This window comes from Embleya sp. NBC_00888 (assembly GCF_045207655.1).
In the GTDB taxonomy this organism is placed as follows: Bacteria; Actinomycetota; Actinomycetes; order Streptomycetales; family Streptomycetaceae; genus Embleya.
In genome coordinates, this window is sequence record NZ_CP108784.1 from 5,881,090 (window position 1) to 5,902,913 (window position 21,824).

Consider the following 21,824-nt stretch of genomic DNA (forward strand, 5'->3'; position numbering starts at 1 on the left):
TCATCCGGAAGGGCCCCACGCGTCTCCGCCTTCGGGCCTACAGCGGGATGTTGCCGTGCGCGCCGCGGGTGCGCGGCGCGGCGGCGATCGCCTTCGCGATCGCGATCCGGCTCTCGTCCGGGTCGATCACCTCGTCCACGACGCCGAGTTCGATGGCCCGCTCCAGACCGCCGGCGACCTTCTCGTGCTCGGCCGCCAACTCCAGCTCCACCTGCGGCCTCAGCTCGTCCGGGACCTCGGCGAGCCGGCGCCGGTGCAGGATGCGCACGGCGGCGACCGCGCCCATCACCGCGACCTCGGCGGTCGGCCAGGCCAGTACCCGGGTCGCCCCCAGCGAGCGCGAGTTCATCGCGATGTACGCGCCGCCGTACGCCTTGCGCGTGACCATCGTCACGCGCGGCACGACACACTCGCCGAACGCGTGCAGCAGCTTCGCGCCGCGGCGCACCACGCCGTCCCACTCCTGGCCCACACCGGGCAGGTAGCCGGGCACGTCCACGACCACCACGAGCGGCACCCCGAACGCGTCGCACATGCGTACGAAGCGGGACGCCTTCTCGGCCGACGCCGAGTCCAGGCAACCGCCCAGGCGCAGCGGGTTGTTCGCGACCAGGCCCACGGTGCGCCCGCCGAGCCGGCCGAGCGTGGTGACGATGTTCGGCGCCCACTTGGGGTGCAGTTCCTGGCCGGGCTCGTCCAGCAGGCCCTCGACCACCGGGTGCACGTCGTAGGCCCGCTTGGCGGACTCGGGCAGCAGCGCGCCCAGTTCGCGGCGGCCTGGGCCGGTCGGGTCGATCTCGCCCTGGTTGGCCAGCAGGTCGGCCAGGCCGCGGGCCCGGTCGATCGCGTCCTGCTCGGAATCGGCGACCACGTGCACCACACCGCTGCGTCGGCCGTGCGGCTCGGGGCCGCCCAGGCGCAGCGCGTCGACGTCCTCGCCGGTGACCGAGCGGACCACGTCCGGACCGGTGACGAAGATTCGGCCCTCGGGCGCCAGGATCACGATGTCGGTCAGCGCGGGCCCGTAGGCCGCGCCGCCGGCGGCCGCGCCGAGCACGACCGAGATCTGCGGGATCCGGCCCGAGGCCATGGTCATCGCGTGGAAGATCCGGCCCACCGCGTGCAGGCTGGCCACGCCCTCCTGGAGGCGGGCGCCGCCGGAGTGGAACAGCGCGATGATCGGCGCCTGCTCGGCCATCGCCCGCTCGTACGCCTCGACCACGATGGCGCAGCCCTCTTCGCCCATCGCGCCGCCCTGGACGGTGGGGTCCGAGGCGTAGGCGACCACCCGGGCGCCGTTGATCGTGCCGACGCACGCGAGGGTGCCGGAGGTGGTCTCGTAGGCGGAGATCTCCTCGTACGAGCCCGGGTCCACCAGGTTGCGCAGCCGCAGCCTCGGGTTGCGCGGGTCGTCGTCGCGGTGCGGACGGGTGGGCCTGGCGGCGGGCGCGGATGCGGCCTTGCCACCGGGTCGGTTGTCCATCACGGTCACGTGTATACGGTCCGTCCTGCCCGCCGCGTCACGCGTGTCGGGCATGGTGCCGCCCGGCGGCGCGCGTCGCGGACGAGCGCGAGAAGCCCGGGGGTCACCCGAACCGGCGGAAGGCGACGACGACGTTGTGCCCGCCGAAGCCGAACGAGTTGTTGAGCGCGGCGATGTCGCCGTCGGGCAGCGTGCGCGGCTCGCCCCGGATGATGTCCAGGTCCACCTCGTCGTCGAGGTCGTCCACGTTGATCGTGGGCGGCGCCGTGCGGTGGTAGAGGGCGAGCACCGTGGCGACCGACTCGACCGCTCCGGTGCCGCCGAGCAGGTGGCCGGTCATCGACTTGGTGCTGGTGACGGTGACCTTGTCGGCCGCCGCGTCGCCCAACGTGGCGCGGATCGCCCTGAGTTCGGTGACGTCGCCCGCCGGGGTCGAGGTGCCGTGCGCGTTGACGTGCACGATCTCCTCCGGCGCGAGGCCGCCGTCCTCCAGGGCCAGCGCCATCGCGCGGGCGATGTCGCGGCCGGTCGGCTCGGGCTGGGCGATGTGGTGGCCGTCGGAGCTGAGTCCGGCGCCCGCGACCTCGGCGTATACGCGGGCCCCGCGGGCCGCCGCGTGCTCGGCGCTCTCCAGGACCAGGACGCCCGCGCCCTCGCCCATCACGAAGCCGTCGCGGCCCTTGTCGTACGGGCGCGACGCGCGCTGCGGCTCGTCGTTGCGCTTGGACATCGCCATCATGTTCGCGAAGGCGGCCATCGGCAGTGGGTGGATCGCGGCCTCGGTACCGCCGCAGACCACCACGTCGGCGCGGCCCGAGCGGATCATCTCCAGGCCGTAGGCGACCGCCTCGGCGCCCGAGGCGCACGCGCTGACGGGGGTGTGCACACCCGCTCGCGCGCCCAGCTCGATGCCGACGTTGGCGGCCGGGCTGTTGGGCATGAGCATCGGGACGGTGAGCGGGCCCACGCGACGCGGACCCTTGTCGTTGAAGATGTCCCACGCGTCGAGCAGGGTGGTGACGCCGCCGATGCCGGAGGCGATGACCACACCGAGGCGGATCGGGTCCACGACGAGCGCGTCCGGGGCGTCCTCGGGCGCGGTGTTCTTCGCCGCGTAGCCGGCGTCCAGCCAGGCCTCGCGCGCGGCGATCATCGCGAACTGGCCGGAGCGGTCCAGGCGACGCGCCTCGACCTTCGGCATGACCTCCAGCGGCTCGACCGCGATGCGCGCGGCGAAGGTGACCGACAACTGCGCGGCCCATTCCTCGGTCAGCGCCCGCGCGCCGGACGTGCCCGCGAGCAGCGCGGACCACGTGCTCGCGACATCCCCGCCGACCGGCGTGGTCGCGCCCAGACCGGTGACGACCACGGTTCGCGCGGCGTCGTTGCGCTCGGTCGACTTCACTGTCTTCTCACTCCCACGCTGTTGTTTCGGGCGATCCGGCGGCTGGGGTGCCGGTGCCGGTGGTGCTGCGACCGACCGGGCCGGACTCGCGGGTGCGGGTCCGGCCCGGGGTACGGCCGGCGCTGCTTTCGACCTAGGCGGCGGCCTTGACGATGTAGTCCACCGCGTCGCGGACGGTCTTGAGGCCCTTGACGTCGTCGTCCGGGATCTTGACCTCGAACTTCTCCTCGGCCGCCACGACGACCTCGACCATCGACAGCGAGTCCACGTCCAGGTCGTCGATGAAGGACTTGTCCAGCTCGACCTCGTCCTGCGGGACGCCGGCGATCTCGTTGACGATGTCGGCGAGGCCCTCGAGGACCTGCTCCTGGCTGGCAGCCATGTTGCTCCTTGATTCGAATCTTCTGCGGTGACGGGTACTGCTGATATTGCTCGTCCGGTCGGCGGCGACCGACGGGGGACTACGGAAGCGTAATGACCTGCCCCGCGTAGACGAGGCCGGCCCCGAATCCCATGATCAGGGCGGTGCCTCCGCTGACCGCTTCGCCGCTTTCGAGCATGCGCTCCATCGCGAGCGGGATGGACGCGGCGGAGGTGTTGCCGTTCTCGGCGATGTCGCGGGCGACCGGCACTTCGGCGGGCAGCTTCAGTGCCTTGATCATCGCGTCGGTGATCCGCATGTTGGCCTGGTGCGGGATGAACGCGTCCAGGTCCTCGGCCTTGATCCCGGCGGCGTCCAAGGCCTGCTCGCAGACCTTGGCCATCTCCCACACGGCCCAGCGGAAGACCTTCTGGCCTTCCATCTTGAGCGTGGGGAATTCCTGCTCGCGATCCTCGCGCAGGTCGTTCCAGTCGACGGTCTGGGTGATCGCCTCGGACTGCGAACCGTCCGAACCCCACACGACCGGGCCGATGCCCGGCGTGGCCGAGGGACCGATCACGACGGCGCCCGCGCCGTCGCCGAAGATGAACGCGGTGCCGCGGTCCGACAGGTTGGTCAGGTCGCTGAGTCGCTCGACCCCGATCACCAGGACGTACTCGGCGCTGCCGGCGCGGACCATGTCGCTGCCCAGCGAGACGCCGTAGCAGAAGCCCGCGCAGGCCGCGGAGACGTCGAACGCCGCCGCCCGCCCGCCGCCCGCGCCCAGGCGGTGCGCGATCTCGGTCGCGATGGCCGGGGTCTGCTTGAGGTGGGTGACCGTCGAGACGATCACGCAGCCCACCTGCGAGGCGTCCAGGCCGGCGTGCGCGAGGGCCTTGCCGGCCGCCGCGATGGACATCTCGGCGACGGTCTCCTCCGGGGAGGCCCAGCGCCGGGTCTTGATCCCGGACCGGCTCTGGATCCACTCGTCGGACGAGTCGATCCGGTCCACCAGCTCGGAGTTGGGCACGATCCGAGCCGGGCGGTAACCGCCGACGCCGAGGATGCGCGCGTGCGCGGCACCGGCGCGGGGGGTGATGGTAGCGGTCACGCGTGGTCCTCCCGTACGGGTTCGAGGCCGGGTGGGTTCGCGGCCGGGTGCGGAGCGACTGTCACGACGTACGTCACAGCGAGCTCTGCGGGTGGATGCGCAGCAGCGGCATGCCGGGCGCGACCGGGTCGCCGTCCTCGACGAGCCACTCGACCACGGTGCCGCCGTGCGGGACGGTGATGGTCTGCTCGTCACGGTGCGAGCGCACCGTGGCGACGCGGGAGCCGGGCACCAGCGAGTCGCCCGCCTTGACGTTGGTGAGCTCGACGATGCCCTTGAACGGCGCGACCACCAGGCGCCACGTGGGCGAGGCGTCGATCGTGCTGGGGCTGCCGTGCCGCTCGACCAGCTTACGGGCCGCCTCCAGGTCGTCCGGGGTCTTGAGCGCGACCCTCTCCACGTCCGGCAGGGCGCGCTTGGCCAGACCGGTCAGGGTGCCGGCCGGGGCCACCTCGATCAGGCCGGTGACGCCCAGGTCCTTCATGGTCTCCATGCACAGGTCCCAGCGCACCGGGTTGGAGACCTGGGTGACCAGCCGCTTGACCACGTCGCGGCCGTCGTGCAGGACGGCGCCGTCGGAGTTGGAGATGAACGGCGTGCGCGGGTCGCGCACGGTCACGCCCGGGACCAATTCGGCGAGCCGGCTCACCGCGGAGGCCATGTGCTCGGTGTGGAAGGCGCCGGCCACCGCGAGCGGTCGCACCTTCGCCCGCTCCGGTGGGTCGGCGGCGAACGCGGCGAGCTGCTCCAGGGTGCCGGCCGCGACGATCTGGCCCGCGCCGTTCATGTTCGCCGGGGTCAGGCCGTGCTCGGCGATCTTGGCGAGCACCGCCTCCGGGGTGCCGCCGAGCACCGCGCTCATGCCGGTCTGCGTCACGGCGGCCGCGGCGGCCATGGCCTTGCCGCGTTCGCGGACCAGGGTCATCGCCGACTCGGCGGTGATCACCCCGGTGCCGGCGGCGGCGGTCAGCTCGCCCACGCTGTGACCGGCGGCGGCGCCGACCACGCGGTAGGCGTCGGAGGGGTGCGGGAAGAGCGCGAGGGCGGCCACCAGACCCGAGGCGACGAGCAGCGGCTGGGCCACCGCCGTGTCCCGGATCTCGTCCGCGTCGGCCTTGGTGCCGTAGTGGATCAGGTCGAGCCCCGTGACGGCGGACCACCAGCGCAGCCGATCGGCCACACCGTCGAGGTCGAGCCAAGGAGCGAGGAATCCGGGCGTCTGGGCACCCTGTCCGGGAGCGACGAGTACGAGCACGAGGTCAAGCCTCTCTCCTGCCAGGGGTGTGAGCCCCTTATCGGCAGGGACGAAGATCCGATGGCGACTTTGTGGGTTTCCTACAAAAGGTGTTCGGGTCAGCTTTCGATCGCGGCGAGCCGGCCGAGGATCAACGAGACCTGGAGGGTGAACGCGGAACGCGTCTCGGTCGGTACGAGTCCGGTAACGTCCACCACACGTCGCAGCCGGTAGCGCACGGTATTCGGGTGTACGAAGAGCATCCGGGCGGCTCCCTCGAGACTCGCCGCCTGCTCCAGGTACACGGAGAGTGTCTCCAGCAGCGCGGAGCCGGCGGCGTGCAGAGGTATGTAGATCTCCTCCACCAACTGGTCCCGGGCCTCCTCGTCGCCCGCGAGCGCGCGCTCGGGCAGGAGATCGTCGGCGGACACCGGGCGTGGGGCGTCCGGCCACGCGACGCACGCGCGGTGTCCGGACATCGCCGCCTGCGCGGAGCGGACGGCGGCCAGCAGGTCCGGTACCTCGGGGCCGACCACCACCGGGCCCGGGCCGAACTGGCCGATCAGCGAACGGGTGGCTCGGATCGGGTCGTCGGTGCCGCCCAGGATCACCACGAGCCGCTCGCCCTGGACGCCGGTGAGCACGTTCAGTCGGGCGTGCCGGCCGGCCCGGTGGATGCCGTCCACGACCGCCTGGGTGTCCGCGTCCGGGGCGTTGCCCACCACGACCATGACCGAGTCCGGCGAGCCCCAGCCCAGGGCCGAGGCGCGGGAGAGGATGCCCTCGTCGGCCTCGCCGCGCAGCAGCGAGTGCACGACCAGCGCCTCCAGTCGGGCGTCCCACGCGCCGCGCGTCTCGGCGGCGTGCGCGTACACCTGCGCGGTCGCGAAGGCGATCTCCCGGGAGTACAGCAGCAGCGCCTCGCGCAGCGCCTGCTCGTAGCCGGGCGCGGCCAGGGTGGCGATCTCGGCCTCGACCACCTCGATCGTGGTGCGGATCAACTCCACGGTGTGCGGCAGCGTGATGGTGCGGGTCAGTTCGCGCGGCGCGGTGCCGAACACGTCGGCGCTGACCTTCTGCGGGGTCTCCGGATGCCGGAACCACTCGGTGAACGCGGAGATGCCGGCCTGCGCGACCAGGCCGATCCAAGAGCGGTTGTCGGCGGGCATGTTCCGGTACCAGGGGAGCGCCTCGTCCATCCTCGCCAGGGCGGCGCCGGCCAGTGCGCCGGCGGACTTCTCGAGCCGGCGGACGGTCGCGGCGCGCAAATCGGGCTTGGAACTCACCTTGCCTATCATCCTCTGCTTGTCGGGCGACTCGGTCGCCGGCTCGCGGGTGGGAGTGGGGGTGAGGCGCGGATGGCCCGGGTCTGGGGTGTGGGGGGGCCGGGGTGGCGGGCCGGGTGTCGTGGGCGGGCGTGGGGTGGCGGGGCCTGGGGTGTGGGGGCGTGGGGTGGCCGGGCCGGGTGTCGTGGGGGCGTGGGGTGGCGGGCGAGAGTCGTGTCCCGCGGCGTTGCTGCTTGTTGGGCGACTTCGTCGCCGGCTCGCGAGGCACCGCTTTTTCTTTCCCCCGCAAGCTCCTCCAAGAAAAAGCGGCGCCTCGCTCGGGACGGCGTGTCCCTCCGCTTCGCTCCGGGGCACACCGTCCATACCTGCGGCTCCGCCGCTCTCCGCGCTTCGCGCGTCGATCACTGGGGTGGGGGTGGGTCGGGGGCGCTGACGCGCCTGGGGGGTGGGCGTTGGTCATGTGGGGGTGGGCGTGTCGTGGGGTTTGTGGTGTCTGCGGTGGCGGTCGGTGTGGGCGCCGTGTAGTACGGCGGTGTGTACCGCTCGGGCGAGGCGGGCGCCCCATAGGGAGCGGGGGCCGCCGAAGGGTTCCGTGGGGGTGCCGGGGACTGGTGTGCGGGACGCGATGCAGATCGCGTCCGAGGGGGTTCCGGTGCAGGCGTAGCCGGCGTCCAGCAGGGCCTGCACCTTCGCTTCCGTGGCGGTGGCCACCGCGTTGATCAGGGCCGCGTCGGAGAGGGGGGCGGGGATGGCGGCGAGGACGTTGATCGTGCCGGGCGGGGGTGCGCCGGGGCGGCCCGGGGCCGGGTCGGCGGCCCAGGTCGGGATGCCGATGCCGGTGGTCACCGCCGCCTCGACGCCCTCGTCCGCGCCGTGTGTCCATGCGGTGACGTCGGCGGCGGTCATCAGGCCCACGCCCGGGCCGGTCAGGTCCAGTGCGGCGGCCACCTCCTCCAGGTGGGTCACCGGGTCCATGCGGTCGTAGCCGGCGCGGACCTGGAGGTTGAGGACCCACGCGCGTTCGCCGATGCCGCCGCCCAGCAGTGCGGAGGAGGCCATGCGCCAACCGGGCCCGGCCGGCCACAGCAGGGACGGGCGACGGGTGGTGTCCTCGTCGCGCCACACCGTTCGCGGGCGGAGCAAGGCGGCCGGCGTCGCGCGCGGGCGGGGCAGGGTGCTCACGGAGACCCCTCGGCGGTGTCCCGGCCCAGGTGCCCGGGGCGGACCAGGTGTACCCGCGGGCGGCCGTCCGGACCGGTGTCGACCGACACCCGAGCCTGGTAGTGCTCGGCGATCGACTCGGGGGTGAGCACCTCGGCGGCCGACCCCGACGCCACCGGCCGCCCGTCGACCAGCATCAGCAGCCGATCCGCGTACTGCGCGGCCACGCCCAGGTCGTGCAGCGTGGTGAGCACGGTCAGGCCGTCGTCGCGGCGCAGCCCGTCCACGATCTCCAGCACCTGCTGCTGATGGCCCAGGTCGAGCGCGGTGGTCGGCTCGTCCAGGAGCAGCACCGGGGCCTGCTGGGCGAGCGCCCGGGCCAGCACCACCCGTTGCCGCTCGCCGCCGGAGAGCCGGCCCACGTCCCGCCCGGCGAACGGGCCCAGGTCCAGCCGCTCGATCACCTCGTCGGTGATCGCCCGGTCGCGCCGCCCGGGACGGGCCAGATAGCCCAGGTGCGGGGTGCGGCCGAGCAGGACGTACTCGTGCACCGGCATCTGCGCCGGCACCACCGGGCTCTGCGCGGTGTAGGCGATGCCGCGGCCGAGTTCGCGCTGGGACATGTCGCGGACCGGGCGCCCGGCCACGCTGATCGAGCCCAGATAGGGCAGCAGTCCCGCGACCGCCTTGAGCAGCGTGGACTTGCCCGCGCCGTTGGGGCCGATCACCGCGAGCCACTCGCCCGGCTCGACGTCCGCGTGCACGTCGCGCAGGACCGGGACCCGGTCGCGGTCCACGCCGGTGTCGCGCAGCAGCAACCGGGCGCTCATACGTCCACCTTGCGGGTGCCGCGCAGCACGAAGACGAAGAACGGCGCGCCGACGAACGCGGTGACCACGCCGATCGGCAGTTCGCCGGGGGCGGTCAGGGTGCGCGCGAGCAGGTCGGTGAGCACCAGGAAGGCCGCGCCGCACAGCAGCGACATGGGCAGGACCCGGCGGTAGCTGCCGCCCACGAAGCGGCGCACGATGTGCGGCACCACGATGCCGACGAAGCCGATCAGGCCGCTGATCGCGACCGCCGACGCGGTGGCCAGGGAGGCGGCGAGCAGCACCACCAGGCGCACCCGGCCGGCCCGTACGCCCAGACCCGCGGCCTCCTCGTCGCCGACCGACATGACGTCGAGCAGGCGTCCGTGGACGAGCAGCACCGCGGTGCTCACCAGCGCGTACGGCAGGATCATCCGCAGGTCGGCCCAGCCGATCCCGGACAGTCGGCCGAAGATCCACGAGTAGATCCGGCGCAGTTCGTCGGTGTTGGCGGATTGCACGTAGGTCTGGGCGGCGGCCAGGAACTGGGCGACCGCGACCCCCGCCAGGACCAGGTTCGCGGTGCCGTCCGAGCGGCCCGCGCTCGTGCCGAGTCCGTAGGCGAGCAGCACCCCGCCCATCGCGCCGACGAACGAGGCGAGCGGCACCACCGGGATCCCGCCCACGCTGTCCCCGTCCGCGTACACGATCACCAGCGTCGCGCCCAGGCCCGCGCCGGAGGCGGCGCCGAGCAGGTACGGGTCGGCCAGCGGGTTGCGGAAGACGCCCTGGTAGCCGGCGCCGGCCATGGCCAGCAGCCCGCCCACGGTCACCGCGGCCAGCACCCGGGGCAGCCGCAGGTCCATCAGGACCGCGTACTGGACCGGGGACAGACCGTGGTCGAGGTCCACGAACGGCAGCTTGTCCAGCAGCGCGAGCACCACCCCGCTCGCGGGCAGATCGGCCGCACCGACGGTCAGCGCGAGTACGACGACGCCGACCAGCAGTACGCCCGCGCAGAGCAGGGGCAGTACCGCCGGTCGGGATCGGGTGGGCAGGAGGTCCCGCACGAGCCGGCCGTCAGCCCTGCGTCGCGCCGGCCTTGGTGACCGCGCCGGAGACGGCCCGGACCAGGTCCACCACGCGCGGTCCCCAGCGCGAGGCTATGTCGTCGTCGAGTCCGACCACGCCGCCGTTGCGCACGGCGTTCACCTTGTCCCAGCCCGGTCGCTTGGCCACCACGTCGGCGTTTTGGCCGCAGCACTTGGTGTCGGCGAGGAAGACCAGGTCGGGGTTGGCCTGCACGAGGTACTCGGCGGAGAGCTGCGGGTAGCCGGTGCCGGCCTTGTCCGCCTCGTCGGCGATGTTCTTCAGGCCGAACTGCGCGTACACCTGGCCGATGAAGGTCTTGGAGGTCGAGGTGTAGAGCGTGTTGTCCAACTCGTGGAAGTAGCTCAGTTGCCTCGCGGGCTTGGGCGTCGCGGCGACGATGCCCGCGATGTCGGTCCGCATCCTCGCCGCGACCTCGCCGGCCTCCCGGCTGTGTCCGGTGGCCGTGCCCAGCGTGGTGAGCTGCGCGTACGAGTCGTCGAAGGTCTTGGCCGCGGGGGTCAGCACGACCGGGATCCTGAGCTTGTTCAGCGCCGCGACCAGGCCGTCGATGTCGTCCGAGGCGACCACCAGGTCCGGGGTGTAGTTGGTGATCGCCTCGATGTTCGGCTTGAAGCCGGACAACTTGGTCTTGGGCGCGTTCGCCGGGAAGTTCGACTGGTCGTCGACCGCGGTGACCTGGCCGCCGGCACCGATCGCGAACAACATCTCGGTGGCGCTGGGGGTCAGCGAGACGATCTTCTTCGGCGCGCTCGCGATGGTGACCTTGGTGCCGCCGGAGTCCACGGTCGCCGGGAAGGCCTTGGCGTCGGGACCCGACCCGGTGGAGCCGCCGGCCGCCGCGGGTGTGCCCTGGGGCTTCCCGTCCTTCGAGTCGTCCGAGTCACCGCACCCGGTCAGGACGAGCGCGCCGAGCAGCAGCGCGGCGGCGGAACGAAGCAGGGGTATGGATCTCAACGAAAACTCCAGGTCCCGGGACACGGCAGGTGTCGGGACCCGTGGAGACGGATCGCCCCTCCTGCGAGGCCGATGTCGTCGGCGCGGACGAGGCGACCTGGCTCGTCCCCGAACACCCGGGAGAGGGGCGGGGCATCACAGTTGCGGGACAGCGCCGGGATCCCACCGGACTTCGCTGCGTTCGACGCCGTCGGCGACAAACCGGCCGCCGACGCGCGAACGATATCAACGGGGCCGTTCACCCTCGGTGATTGGGGCCGGTTTGCGGGTGATCCGCCCGCACGCCAGGGGCCCCGGGCCCCACCGGGCGCGGGAACAGCACGCGCCCGGTCCGCGGTTGAAAACGGCATGACCACCTTCGACGTGCGCCGGGCCGGCGACCGCTTCCATACGCGCGCGGGCTGGCTCGACTCGCACCACAGCTTCTCCTTCAGCCGGCACTACGCGCCGGACAACACGCACTTCGGACTGCTCCTGGTCAGCAACGACGACGTGGTGGCGCCCGGTACCGGCTTCGACACGCATCCGCACCGGGACATGGAGATCGTCACGTGGGTGCTCTCCGGCTCCCTGGTGCACCAGGACTCCGAGGGCCACAACGGGATCATCCACCCGGGGCTGGCCCAGCGGATGAGCGCGGGCCGGGGCATCCTGCACTCGGAGAAGAACGACGCGACCGGCTCGGCCGAGCCGGTGCACTTCGTGCAGATGTGGGTGGTGCCGGACGAGACCGGGATCACGCCGGGTTACCAGCAGCGCGACGTGCGGGCCGAGCTCGAGCGCGGCGGGCTGGTGCCGATCGCGTCCGGGCGACCCGGGCACGACGCGGCGATCCGGATCCACCGGAAGGACGCCGCGCTGCATGTGGCGCGACTGCCCGCGGGCGGCACCGCGACGCTGCCGGACGCGCCGTTCGCGCACGTGTTCGTCGCGCGCGGCATCGTCGAGCTGGAGGGCGCCGGCGTGCTCGCGGCGGGTGACGCGGTGCGTCTGGCGGACGCCCAGGGACAGCGGATCACCGCCTTCCCGGACGGCCCGGCCGAGGTGCTGGTGTGGGAGATGCACGCCGGGTTGACCGACGCGTGAGGATTCGTGCTTGCTTGGAGTGCGCTCCAACTCCGTAGCGTTCATGTCGTGCCCGCCCCACCGGGGCGGGCTCCCCACCGGAGGCTCAACGATGTCGGCCACGCAGCAGGTCACCGCACCCCAGGACTACGAGGTCGGCAAGTACTCGATCGGCGAAGTGGTGGCCCGCACCGGCCTGACCGCGCACACGCTGCGCTGGTACGAGCGGATCGGCCTGATGCGGCACGTGAGCCGGCAGGGCCCCGGGACGGGACGAGACGGGAACGGGCGGGGGAGTCGGCGTCGCTACAGCGACCACGATCTCGACTGGCTGGAGTTCGTCGGCAAGATGCGGCTGACCGGGATGCCGGTGGCGGACATGCTCCGATACGCGGAGCTGGTCCGCCTGGGCGACGAGACCCGGGCCGCGCGCCGAGAGCTGTTGCAGGACCACCGCGAGGAGGTCCGCAACCGGATCAGCGATCTCCAGAGCTGCCTGCTCGTCATCGACTACAAGATCGAGACGTACGCGGACGCGGAGCGGAGTAACGACGATGAGCACTCACAAGACGAGCACTCTCAGGCTGGGTGACGACGGTCCCGAGGTCTTCGCCCAGGGGCTGGGCTGCATGGGCATGAGCGCCTTCTACGTGGGCGCCGAACACGCCGAGTCGGTGGCGACCCTGGAACGCGCGCTCGACCTGGGCGTCACCCTGTTCGACACCTCGGACGTCTACGGCCCGCACACCAACGAGGAACTGCTCGGGGCCTTCCTCGCCGAGGGCGGCCGGCGCGAGCGGATCACCCTCGCGACCAAGTTCGCGATCCACGTCTCGCCCGAGGGCGTGCGCGAGATCCGCGGCGACGCGGCCTACGTCAAGCGGGCCGCCGAGGCGAGCCTGCGCCGGCTGCGCACCGATGTGATCGACCTGTACTACATGCACCGTCGCGACGTGCGGGTGCCGATCGAGGAGACCGTCGGCGCGATGGCGGAGCTGGTGCGCGACGGCAAGGTCCGGCATCTGGGCCTGTCCGAGGTGACCGCCAAGGAGCTGCACGCGGCGGCGGCCGTGCACCCGATCGCCGCCGTGCAGTCGGAGTGGAGCCTGTTCACCCGCGACATCGAGGACTCCGTGGTGCCCGCCACCCGCGAGGTGGGCGCGGCGCTGGTCGCCTACTCGCCGCTCGGCCGGGGCTTCCTGACCGGTGCCTGGGCCGCGGCGGAGACGCTCCCGGAGGGCGACTTCCGCCGCCGCCAGCCGCGCTTCACCGGCGACAACGCCGCCGCGAACGCGGCGATCCTGGAGCCGGTGCGGGCGATCGCGCGGGCGCACGGCGCGACGCCGGCGCAGGTCGCGCTGGCGTGGGTGCAGTCGCGCACCGAGGCGTGGGGCCTGTCGGTGGTGCCGATTCCGGGCACCACCAAGCGGCACCGCCTGGAGGAGAACGTGGCCGCGGTCGACCTGGTGCTCACCGAGGCCGAACTGGCCGCGCTGGAGCCGATCGCCGGGCAGGTCACCGGCGCGCGGTACCCGGACATGGCGGCCACCTTCAACGACCGCGACTGAACCGGCCCGAGGCCGCCTCGCCGACGCGGGGCGGCCTCAGCCGCGGCGGCGTCCGTCGCGATCGAGGCGATCCACCACGTGTTGCCGGAGCAGCCCGTCGAAGCCCGAGTCGCGGATCCGACGGGTCAACTCGGACGGCGTGGTGTGCAACGCGGTCGCCGTCGCGACCAGATCCCACTCGTGCGCGCGCAGGTTGGCGAGCAGGTGGCCCCTGCGGGTCTGCGTGGGGGACAGCCGAAACGTCTTGCAGTACGCGAGCCGGCCGTCCTCGTGGGTGATGCGCTCGCCGATGTGGTTCTCCTCGTCGAGCCGGAACGAGGGCAGGAACCGGGTGAGTTCGAACGAGCCCATCCGGTACACCGATTCACTCGTGTAGGCACCCTCGCCGGTGAGGCCGGCCAGCATCAGGTGATGGAACCGCTCCCACGCGCGGGACTGTTCCGCCGCCTCGCGGCGCAGGTTCGCGAGTGAGGACACCCGCTCGCCGTCGATCGCCACGACGAAGTCCGGAACCGCCTCGACGTAGTTGGCGTAGTGGAACAGCACCTCGCCGTACAGGTCCTCGAGCAGCGTGGTGTGCAGGGCCCGGTAGTCGGAGGGGTGCGGCACCACGAACACGCTCGCGAGCGTGTCCGCGACGTACAGCGCGACCCCGCACTGTCCGCGATGGATCTCGAACACCTTGAGCGCGTCGGCCAGACCGCGCACGACACAGCCGCAGAACGCCTCCTCCGTGCGCGGCGACAACCCCTTGCGCACGGCCCGGTCGGTCCACTCCTCCCACACGATCGACGGCCCGCCGAAGTGCAACGCGAGATATCCCTCCATGGCCAGGTGCATCGGGAGGAAACGCAGCCGGTTGCTGCTCTCCCGGTGGGCCATCCGTCGCAACGCCCGCCGGGGCGCCCGCATCCGCGCGCTCGAGGGCATTGCCGGTCGTTCCTGGAGCTGGGTGCCGAACGCCGCCGACGGGTCGGCGTCGGTGCCCCAGGACGCCACGAACGCGTGCGGGATGAAGGCTTGGTAGCAGGTGCCGTCGCCGACGTCGACGATCGAGGGGTCACCGGCCCCGTACACCCGTCGATCCAGCCGCAGGCCCACCAGCGGCTCCTCGCGCACCAGCGGCACCAGCCGGATCGCGCCCCACACCTGTGCGGGTCGGGCGGTCAGGCCGGTCGTCGCGAACGTGTCGCTCATACCGCCGCCTTCCGGGCTCGGAACCGGTCCTGACGATCCGCCAGGTAGTGCCGCAGCTCCTCGAACCCGGCCCGCCCCTCGGCGAACCGGGCCAACTCGACCAGCGCCGGCACGTCCTCCGCGTCGCGCACCCCCACCGTCGGCACGCTCGCCGACAGCCGCTTCACGTCGAAGCCGTCCGCGTCGTACACGGGATTGAGATGCACCACGGTGGTCGCCCCGTCCGGATCCAGCCTTTCGCGCCACACCCGCAACACCTCGGCGGCCAGCCCCGGCGGGCTGTTGTCCCAGCCGTCGGAGACCACGACCAGGCGGTCCGGGGCCAGTTCGAGCGCGTCGATCAGCCGCTCGCCCAGCGGCGTGGGCCCGCTCGGTCGCACCAGCAGCGGGTCGTGCAGCCCCGAGGTCCACAGCCCGGTGAACTCCCGCGCGAGCGCCTTCAACAGGAACCGGCAGGCCAGCGCGACGGCCAGCGGCCGCTGCCGCTTCGCGGTCGACCCGAACGAGGAGAAGCTGTCGTCGAGCACCGCGACGACCCGGCCCCAGGTTCCCGCGGCGTCGCCCGCCGCCCGCCGCGCGGATTCGGTCAGCGCGTGCCGCAACTCGTCGTATCGGGCGGTGCGATCGGCGCGCGGCAGGGACAACACGTAGGACGCCAGCCGGGTCAGCGGCATCCGGGAGAGGTCCGCCCGCACCGCGCCGACCTCGGCCCGCTCGCCGGCGCCCTGCAGCCGCAACCGCTCCAGCCGGGTCAGTTGCGGGGCGATCCGCTCCAGGAAGGTCGCGCGCTTGATGCGGTGCTTGGAGGCGAGCCCCTCGGCGACGGTGTACGGCAGTTCGTACAGCGCGCTCTGCGCGTAGTGCGCCTGGCGCCAGGTCTCGAACAGCGGGGTTTCGAAGGCCGCCACCTTGCGGGGCGCGGTGAACAGGAACGTGCCGGTCTCGGCGGGCGTGCGCAGGTGTGCGTGCCGAAGCGTGGCCTTGACCCCGGTCCGGTACTTCACCGCGTCGAAGACCGGATCACGGCGGCCCGCCGTCCACTCGCGCATGATCGCGCGCGTACGGCGGTTGTTGACGCCGCGTCGGGCCAACTCGCGAAAGAGCTTCCAGACCCGCTGAGGGGCCATCAGTTCCAGCCGGCGCGCGATCAGTTCGCCCTCGCGGCGGCGCACCTCGGGAGCCAGGTCGCGGCTGCTCTCGAGCAGGTTCCGGACGATCAGGGCGGCGTTGAAGTCGTTGATGTCCAGCGCGAGGGTGGCGGCGTACAGCTCGCGGTAGTTGCCCGCGATGTACTCGTGCAGGAACCCGACCGACAGCCGTTGCGCGTCCGCGTCGTCGCGGAACTCGCGCTGGCCGGTGGCGGTCACCGCGGCGTTGACGAACATCACCACGTCTTCGCACGCCGCCACTTCCCGGCGATCCACCACGCGTCCCCTCGGCCGGACGAAAGCTGACGCCGGCCGGGGAATGGAGGCGCGAACAGCGAAGTGACGCTTAAGAGGCGATTCCGAAAGTCGCAGCCGAAGTCCCGCGGCCGGCCCCGCGAGTCTAGACCCGAGGCGATCCCGAAGGCTCGGCAATAACGGCCGCGGCCCCGATCCAGGACAAGGATCGGGGCCGCGGCCGGACTACGTGCCGATCAGGCGTCGCCGCCGACCGTGCCCACTCCGGCCGCCTTGACGTCCAGGAGTTCGTAGCGCTTGATCGCGTCCGCGACCACGCCGGGCTCGATCTCGCCGCGGCGGGCGAGCTCGGACAGCACACCCACCACGACGGACTCGGTGTCCACGTGGAAGAAGCGCCGGGCCGCGCCGCGCGTGTCCGCGAAGCCGAAGCCGTCGGTGCCCAGCGACGCGAAGTCCGCCGGGACCCAACGCGAGATCTGGTCCGGTACGGCCCGCATCCAGTCGCTGACCGCCACCACCGGGCCGGGTCGGCCGTCGAGTACTCGGGTCACGTACGGGATGTGCGGCTCGGCCTCGGGGTGGAGCAGGTTGTGCTCCTCCGCCGCGACCGCGTCGCGCCGCAGCTCGTTCCAGGACGTGGCCGACCACACGTCGGCGACCACGTTCCAGTCCTCGGCGAGCAGCTTCTGCGCGTCCAGCGCCCACGGCATACCGACACCGGAGGCGAGGATCTGGGCACGCAGCGCGCCCTCCTTGGCGGGACCGTCCTGGTAGAGGTACAGGCCCTTGAGGATGCCGTCCACGTCGACGTTCGCGGGCTCCGCCGGCTGCGCGATGGGCTCGTTGTAGACCGTCATGTAGTAGAAGACGTCCTCGGCGTTCTCGCCGTACATCCGCCGCAGACCGTCCTTGACGATGTGCGCGATCTCGTACGAGAAGGCCGGGTCGTAGGCGACACAGGCCGGGTTCGTCGAGGCCAGCAGCTGCGAGTGCCCGTCCGCGTGCTGCGTGCCCTCGCCGGTCAGCGTGGTGCGACCGGCCGTGGCGCCGAGCACGAAGCCGCGGCTGAGCTGGTCGGCCATCTGCCAGAACTGGTCGCCGGTGCGCTGGAACCCGAACATCGAGTAGAAGACGTACACGGGGATCATCTGCTCGCCGTGCGTCGAGTACGTCGAGCCCGCGGCGATCAGCGACGCCACACAGCCGGCCTCGGAGATGCCGTCGTGCAACATCTGACCCTGCGCCGACTCCTTGTACGACAGGAGCAGCTCACGGTCCACCGAGTCGTAGGTCTGCCCGTGCGGGTTGTAGACCTTGGCGGTCGGGAACATCGCGTCCATGCCGAAGGTGCGGTACTCGTCCGGCGCGATCGGCACGAAGCGCTTGCCGATCTCGGAGTCGCGCATCAGGTCCTTGAGCAGGCGCACGAACGCCTGCGTCGTGGCGACCGGCTGCTTCGAGCCCTTCTTCAGCACGCTGTAGACCGGGTCGCCGGGCAGCTTGAGCGGCTTGGAGCGGTCCAGCCGCTGCGGCAGCGAACCACCGAGCGCGGCACGCCGCTCGCGCATGTACTCCATCTCCTCGGACTTCTCACCGGGGTGGAAGTACGGGGGGACGTCGCCTTCGAGCTGCTCGTCCGAGATCGGCAGGTAGAGCCGGTCGCGGAACGCCTTCAGGTCCGACTTGGTGAGCTTCTTCATCTGGTGCGTGGCGTTGCGCGACTCGAAGTTCGGGCCGAGCGTCCACCCCTTCACCGTCTGCGCCAGGATCACCGTCGGCTGACCGACGTGCTCACGTGCCGACTTGAAGGCCGCGTAGACCTTGCGGTAGTCGTGCCCGCCGCGACCGAGCTTTTGGATGTCCTCGTCGGTCAGGTCCTGCACCATCCGACGCAGCCGCGCGTCGTCGCCGAAGAAGTGCTCGCGCACATACGCGCCGGACTCCACCGCGTAGGTCTGGAACTGGCCGTCGGGCGTCGTGTTCATCTTGTTCACGAGCGCGCCGTCGGTGTCCTGGGCCAGCAGCGGGTCCCAGTCGCGACCCCAGACGACCTTGATCACGTTCCAGCCGGCGCCGCGGAAGTACGACTCCAGCTCCTGGATGATCTTGCCGTTGCCGCGCACCGGACCGTCGAGTCGCTGCAGGTTGCAGTTGATCACGAAGGTGAGGTTGTCCAGCTCCTCACGAGCGGCCAGCCCGATGTTGCCGAGCGACTCCGGCTCGTCCATCTCGCCGTCGCCGAGGAAGGCCCAGACGTGGCTGCGCGAGGTGTCCTTGATGTTCCGGTTGTGCAGGTACCGGTTGAACCGGGCCTGGTAGATCGCCCCGAGCGGGCCCAGGCCCATCGAGACGGTCGGGAACTCCCAGAACTCCGGCATCATCCGCGGGTGCGGGTAGCTCGGCAGCCCGTTCGGGGCGGCCGACTTCTCCTGGCGGAAGCCGTCGAGCTGGGCCTGGGTGAGGCGTCCCTCCAGGAAGGCACGTGCGTAGATGCCCGGAGACGCGTGTCCCTGGAAGTAGATCTGGTCGCCCGACTCCCCGTGGTCCTTGCCGCGGAAGAAGTGGTTGAAGCCGACCTCGTACAGGCTCGCCGAGGACGCGTAGGTGGCGATGTGCCCGCCGACCCCCAGCCCCGGGCGGTTCGCCCGCGACACCATGATCGCGGCATTCCACCGGACGAACGCACGGATGCGCCGCTCGATGTTCTCGTCGCCGGGGAACCAGGGCTCGCTCTCCGGGGCAATCGTGTTGATGTAGTCCGTGCTGCGCAGGCCCGGCACGCCGACCTGTCGTTCACGGGCCCGTTCGAGCAGCTTGAGCATGATGTAGCGGGCTCGCTGGCGGCCCTGCTCGTTGATGACTGCGTCCAGCGACTCCAGCCATTCCCCGGTCTCGTTCGGATCGATGTCGGGGAGCTGGCTCGGGAGGCCGTCGCTGATGATCGAGAAGCGCTCTCGTCCGGAAGCCACGCTGTTCCTTCGCCTTATCGGTAGATGGGGACCCTCCCCGCGAGAGCGGGGTCGACCACCCTGAGCGGTGTCGCGCCGTCCCCATCGTGGTACCCGGACGTTGGATCCGTCATCTCTACCGACCGGTAATGGACCGGCGGGGTGCCCGCCTGCGCCACATGTACCGAGCCCGATCCGTGTTCGGTTACCGCGAAAGGAGCGGAGCTGCCCTGATCGTCCGACTGTCGCCGGACGCTCCACGCGGCGGTTCGCGATTGCGGGGTGATGCAACCGTGAACCTCCAAGACCTTACGCCGACTGTCTTACGCGCGGCGCACTGGCGTAGTTCCCTGGGGGTGTGAGTGGTTTCGCACCCGTTCGAGAAGGAGGTCACAGCCGATGCGGGCACGAATTGGCGACCGGCTCCACGTGCACGGGAAGACGGTCGGTCGAGGAGACCGATTCGGGGAGATCGTCGAGGTCAGGGGGCCGGACGGGGCACCGCCGTATGTGGTGCGGTTCGAGGACGGACACACCGGGTTGGTGATCCCCGGCGCGGACGCGGTGATCGAGACCGCCGGCGGCGCCGACCCGGCCGCGGGACGGCCCCGGCGGACCTGGTGAGCATTCGTCTGTCAGGCTGGACCCTCGAATACGTTGCGTGATCCACACCTGGCGGGGGTAGCTTCCGCACAGGGCGCGGTGTGGCGTTTGCGCGAGTACGTGACCTGGGTACTTGCGCGAACAGCCTGGCGCGTGTGGACTTACGCGCGTGAGCCCCGAAGCGTTGTGGGGCCGGACAAGGGAGGTTAATTCGTGAGCGCGACCGCGGACCACGCGGAAGAGCGGGCCAACTCGGCCGTTCGACTTGGGTTCCAGCCCGGACAGGTGGTCCAGGAGCTCGGTTACGACGACGACGTGGACGAGGAGCTGCGCGAGGAGATCGCGGAGCTCACCGGAAACGAACTCGTCGATGAGGACTACGAGGAAGACGTCGCGGACGTCGTCCTGTTGTGGTTTCGCGAGGACGACGGCGACCTCGTCGACACCCTCGTGGATGCCCTCGCCACGCTCACGGATGGTGGCCATATCTGGCTGCTGACCCCCAAGACCGGCCGTGACGGATATGTAGAACCCTCGGACATCGGTGAGGCCGCGCCGACGGCGGGCTTGGCCCGCACGACGAGCTTCGGCGCCGTCAAGGATTGGTCGGCGACCCGTCTGGTGTCGCCCAAGGCGGTGCGCAGCGGCAAGAAGTAACCCGATGCCACTGCGGTAAGCAGACGAATGCGGCCCCGGTCGGTGATGAAGGTCACCGGGCGGGGCTTGCTTTGTTGGGCGACTTTGTCGGGGGGTGCGGGCTCGCGGGTGGGGGTGCGGGTGGGGGTGGGTCGTGGGTGGGGGTGTGGCGTGGTGGGCCGGAGTCGTGGGTGCGGCGTTGCTGTTTTTTGGGCGACTTCGTCGCCGGCTCGCGAGGCGCCACCTTTTTTCTCTCCCCCGCTTCGCTCCTCCGAGAAAAAAGGTGGCGCCTCGCTCGGGGCTTCGTGTCCCTCCGCTTCGCTCCGGGCCACGAAGCCCACACTTGCGGCTCCGCCGCTCTCCGCGCTTCGCGCGTCGATCACCGGGGGTGGGCTGGGTCGGGGGCGCTGACGCGCCTGGGGTGGGGCGTGCGGTGGGGAGGGGCTGGGTCGGGGCGTTGACGGGCTGGAGCCAGGGTCGGGGCGTTGACGGGTCTGGGGTGGGGTTAGGGGCGGGGGCGGCCGAGGGTGGGGAGTAGGGAGGTCATGCGGGCGACGTTGGTGAGGGCGCCGGCGGTGAGGCGTAGGGCGGGGCCGCCGGGGAGGCCGGGGACGTGGTCCAGGAGGGGGGCCAGGGCGAGCAGGCCGGGCAGGTTGTGGGGCTTGAGGTCGCGGCGGGCGAGCAGGGCGGGGGCGGCGCGGCGGCCGGCGGAGGCGTCCAGGAGCAGGGCGGCGGTGCGGGCCTCGACGGCGGGCAGGTTCGGCCGGCCGGGCGGGAGCGGGAAGACCTCCCAGCCGATGCCGCCGGTGCCGGGCGCGGCGAAGCCCCAGCCGCCGCCGGGCACCGCCAGGCCGGTCCGGGTCCGGACTCCGTGCCGGGCGGCCAGCGCGCCGGTGATGTCGGCCAGCGCCAGCACCCCGGCGTCGAGCAGTTCGGGGGCGGGCTCGCCGGCGCCGCACGGGGCCAGGTCCAGCGCGTGTACGGCCAGTTCGTAGGCGATCGCGCCGAACTGGGTGAGCAGCGGGACCGGGCCGACCTGTGAGCCGGTGCGGGCGAGCGCCAGCTCCGGGTCCGCGGCGGTGGCGTCGAACGCGGCGGCCAGGCGCCGGCGGCCGTCGTCGAGCGCGGCCAGCAGGTCCTCGAGACCGGCGTCGCGGTGTGCCCGGACCAGGTGACCGTTGACGTCGTCCTGGTCCATCGGGGCGGCGTCGGGAGCCCGTCGGCCGCTCGCCTCGGCGAGCAGGCGGGCCAGCAGCGGGGCGTCCGGCCAGGACGCGAGGTGGCTGATCACGGCGCGGCCGTCCCAGCCCGGCAGCCGGGACGGCGCGTTCGGGTCGACCCGGGCGGCCAGGTCACGGAAGGCGTCCCACGCGGCGAGGGCCCGCTCGCGCTGCGTTCGGGCGGGCATGGAGGCGGTGCCCCAGGGGCCGCTCACGATCTCGATCGAGGACATGCCCGCATACTGCCCGCTCGCCCGGTGCCCG

The 21,824-nt window shown here is 71.9% G+C and carries 19 protein-coding genes; 5 read left to right on the forward strand and 14 right to left on the reverse strand.

What is annotated here, in order from left to right:
* Positions 1-37: 37 nt before the first annotated feature.
* From OG948_RS25250 to OG948_RS25295, 10 genes are all read right to left on the reverse strand, one after another.
* A complete protein-coding gene (locus tag OG948_RS25250; protein WP_406300334.1) occupies positions 38-1,483 on the reverse strand; it encodes an acyl-CoA carboxylase subunit beta in 1,446 nt (481 codons plus the stop codon).
* Positions 1,484-1,586: 103 nt separating this feature from the next.
* Entirely contained in the window at positions 1,587-2,888 is a 1,302-nt protein-coding gene (gene fabF / locus OG948_RS25255) for a beta-ketoacyl-ACP synthase II (RefSeq protein WP_395872717.1), read from the reverse strand.
* Between the two features lie 133 nt (positions 2,889-3,021).
* Positions 3,022-3,270 carry an acyl carrier protein gene (locus OG948_RS25260; protein ID WP_395872719.1) on the reverse strand — a complete coding sequence of 83 codons (249 nt, stop codon included), beginning with the start codon at positions 3,268-3,270 and terminating at the stop codon, positions 3,022-3,024.
* Between the two features lie 79 nt (positions 3,271-3,349).
* The gene (locus OG948_RS25265) at positions 3,350-4,360 is read right to left on the reverse strand and encodes a beta-ketoacyl-ACP synthase III (RefSeq protein WP_406298640.1); all 1,011 of its coding nucleotides are present in this window, start codon (positions 4,358-4,360) and stop codon (positions 3,350-3,352) included.
* A 73-nt stretch (positions 4,361-4,433) separates the two neighbouring features.
* Positions 4,434-5,615 (reverse strand): acyltransferase domain-containing protein, encoded by a 1,182-nt coding sequence (locus OG948_RS25270; protein ID WP_406298641.1) that lies wholly within the window; start codon positions 5,613-5,615, stop codon positions 4,434-4,436.
* Between the two features lie 98 nt (positions 5,616-5,713).
* A complete protein-coding gene (locus tag OG948_RS25275) occupies positions 5,714-6,892 on the reverse strand; it encodes a PucR family transcriptional regulator (RefSeq protein ID WP_406298642.1) in 1,179 nt (392 codons plus the stop codon).
* Positions 6,893-7,336: 444 nt separating this feature from the next.
* Entirely contained in the window at positions 7,337-8,062 is a 726-nt protein-coding gene (locus OG948_RS25280; protein WP_406298643.1) for an adenosylcobinamide amidohydrolase, read from the reverse strand.
* Positions 8,059-8,871 (reverse strand): ABC transporter ATP-binding protein, encoded by an 813-nt coding sequence (locus OG948_RS25285; protein WP_406298644.1) that lies wholly within the window; start codon positions 8,869-8,871, stop codon positions 8,059-8,061. The genes OG948_RS25280 and OG948_RS25285 overlap by 4 nt, the downstream gene beginning before the upstream one ends.
* Entirely contained in the window at positions 8,868-9,920 is a 1,053-nt protein-coding gene (locus OG948_RS25290) for a FecCD family ABC transporter permease (RefSeq protein ID WP_406298645.1), read from the reverse strand. The genes OG948_RS25285 and OG948_RS25290 overlap by 4 nt, the downstream gene beginning before the upstream one ends.
* Positions 9,921-9,930: 10 nt before the next feature.
* Positions 9,931-10,917: an ABC transporter substrate-binding protein gene (locus OG948_RS25295; protein WP_406298646.1), complete on the reverse strand. Its 987-nt coding sequence runs from the start codon at positions 10,915-10,917 to the stop codon at positions 9,931-9,933.
* Between the two features lie 348 nt (positions 10,918-11,265).
* Here OG948_RS25295 and OG948_RS25300 point away from each other — a divergent pair, with 348 nt between their 5' ends.
* The 3 genes from OG948_RS25300 (at position 11,266) to OG948_RS25310 (ending at position 13,550) form a co-directional block, all read left to right on the forward strand.
* Positions 11,266-12,003, forward strand: a complete 738-nt coding sequence (locus tag OG948_RS25300) for a pirin family protein (RefSeq protein ID WP_406298647.1) — start codon at positions 11,266-11,268, stop codon at positions 12,001-12,003.
* A 91-nt stretch (positions 12,004-12,094) separates the two neighbouring features.
* Positions 12,095-12,574 carry a MerR family transcriptional regulator gene (locus OG948_RS25305; protein ID WP_406298648.1) on the forward strand — a complete coding sequence of 160 codons (480 nt, stop codon included), beginning with the start codon at positions 12,095-12,097 and terminating at the stop codon, positions 12,572-12,574.
* Positions 12,537-13,550: an aldo/keto reductase gene (locus OG948_RS25310; RefSeq protein ID WP_406298649.1), complete on the forward strand. Its 1,014-nt coding sequence runs from the start codon at positions 12,537-12,539 to the stop codon at positions 13,548-13,550. Before OG948_RS25305 ends, OG948_RS25310 begins: the two co-directional genes overlap by 38 nt.
* 36 nt (positions 13,551-13,586) lie before the next feature.
* On the opposite strand, the gene OG948_RS25315 is transcribed toward OG948_RS25310, so the two are convergent.
* The 3 genes from OG948_RS25315 to aceE all read right to left on the reverse strand — a co-directional run bounded on the left by OG948_RS25315 (position 13,587) and on the right by aceE (position 19,122).
* Positions 13,587-14,747, reverse strand: coding sequence for an ARPP-2 domain-containing protein (locus OG948_RS25315; RefSeq protein WP_406298650.1), 1,161 nt, complete (start codon positions 14,745-14,747; stop codon positions 13,587-13,589).
* On the reverse strand, positions 14,744-16,132 hold the full coding sequence (locus OG948_RS25320; protein ID WP_406300335.1) for a hypothetical protein: 1,389 nt from the start codon (positions 16,130-16,132) through the stop codon (positions 14,744-14,746). Before OG948_RS25320 ends, OG948_RS25315 begins: the two co-directional genes overlap by 4 nt.
* A 254-nt stretch (positions 16,133-16,386) precedes the next feature.
* On the reverse strand, positions 16,387-19,122 hold the full coding sequence (aceE, locus tag OG948_RS25325) for a pyruvate dehydrogenase (acetyl-transferring), homodimeric type (RefSeq protein WP_406298651.1): 2,736 nt from the start codon (positions 19,120-19,122) through the stop codon (positions 16,387-16,389).
* A gap of 378 nt (positions 19,123-19,500) precedes the next feature.
* Between aceE and OG948_RS25330 the strand changes: the two genes are divergently transcribed.
* Both OG948_RS25330 and OG948_RS25335 read left to right on the forward strand, forming a co-directional pair.
* Positions 19,501-19,725: a DUF1918 domain-containing protein gene (locus OG948_RS25330; protein ID WP_395872736.1), complete on the forward strand. Its 225-nt coding sequence runs from the start codon at positions 19,501-19,503 to the stop codon at positions 19,723-19,725.
* Between the two features lie 192 nt (positions 19,726-19,917).
* Entirely contained in the window at positions 19,918-20,361 is a 444-nt protein-coding gene (locus OG948_RS25335; protein ID WP_026217985.1) for a DUF3052 domain-containing protein, read from the forward strand.
* Positions 20,362-20,845: 484 nt separating this feature from the next.
* On the opposite strand, the gene OG948_RS25340 is transcribed toward OG948_RS25335, so the two are convergent.
* Complete coding sequence (locus tag OG948_RS25340; RefSeq protein WP_406298652.1) at positions 20,846-21,793, reverse strand: maleylpyruvate isomerase N-terminal domain-containing protein; 948 nt, start codon at positions 21,791-21,793, stop codon at positions 20,846-20,848.
* Positions 21,794-21,824: the final 31 nt, after the last annotated feature.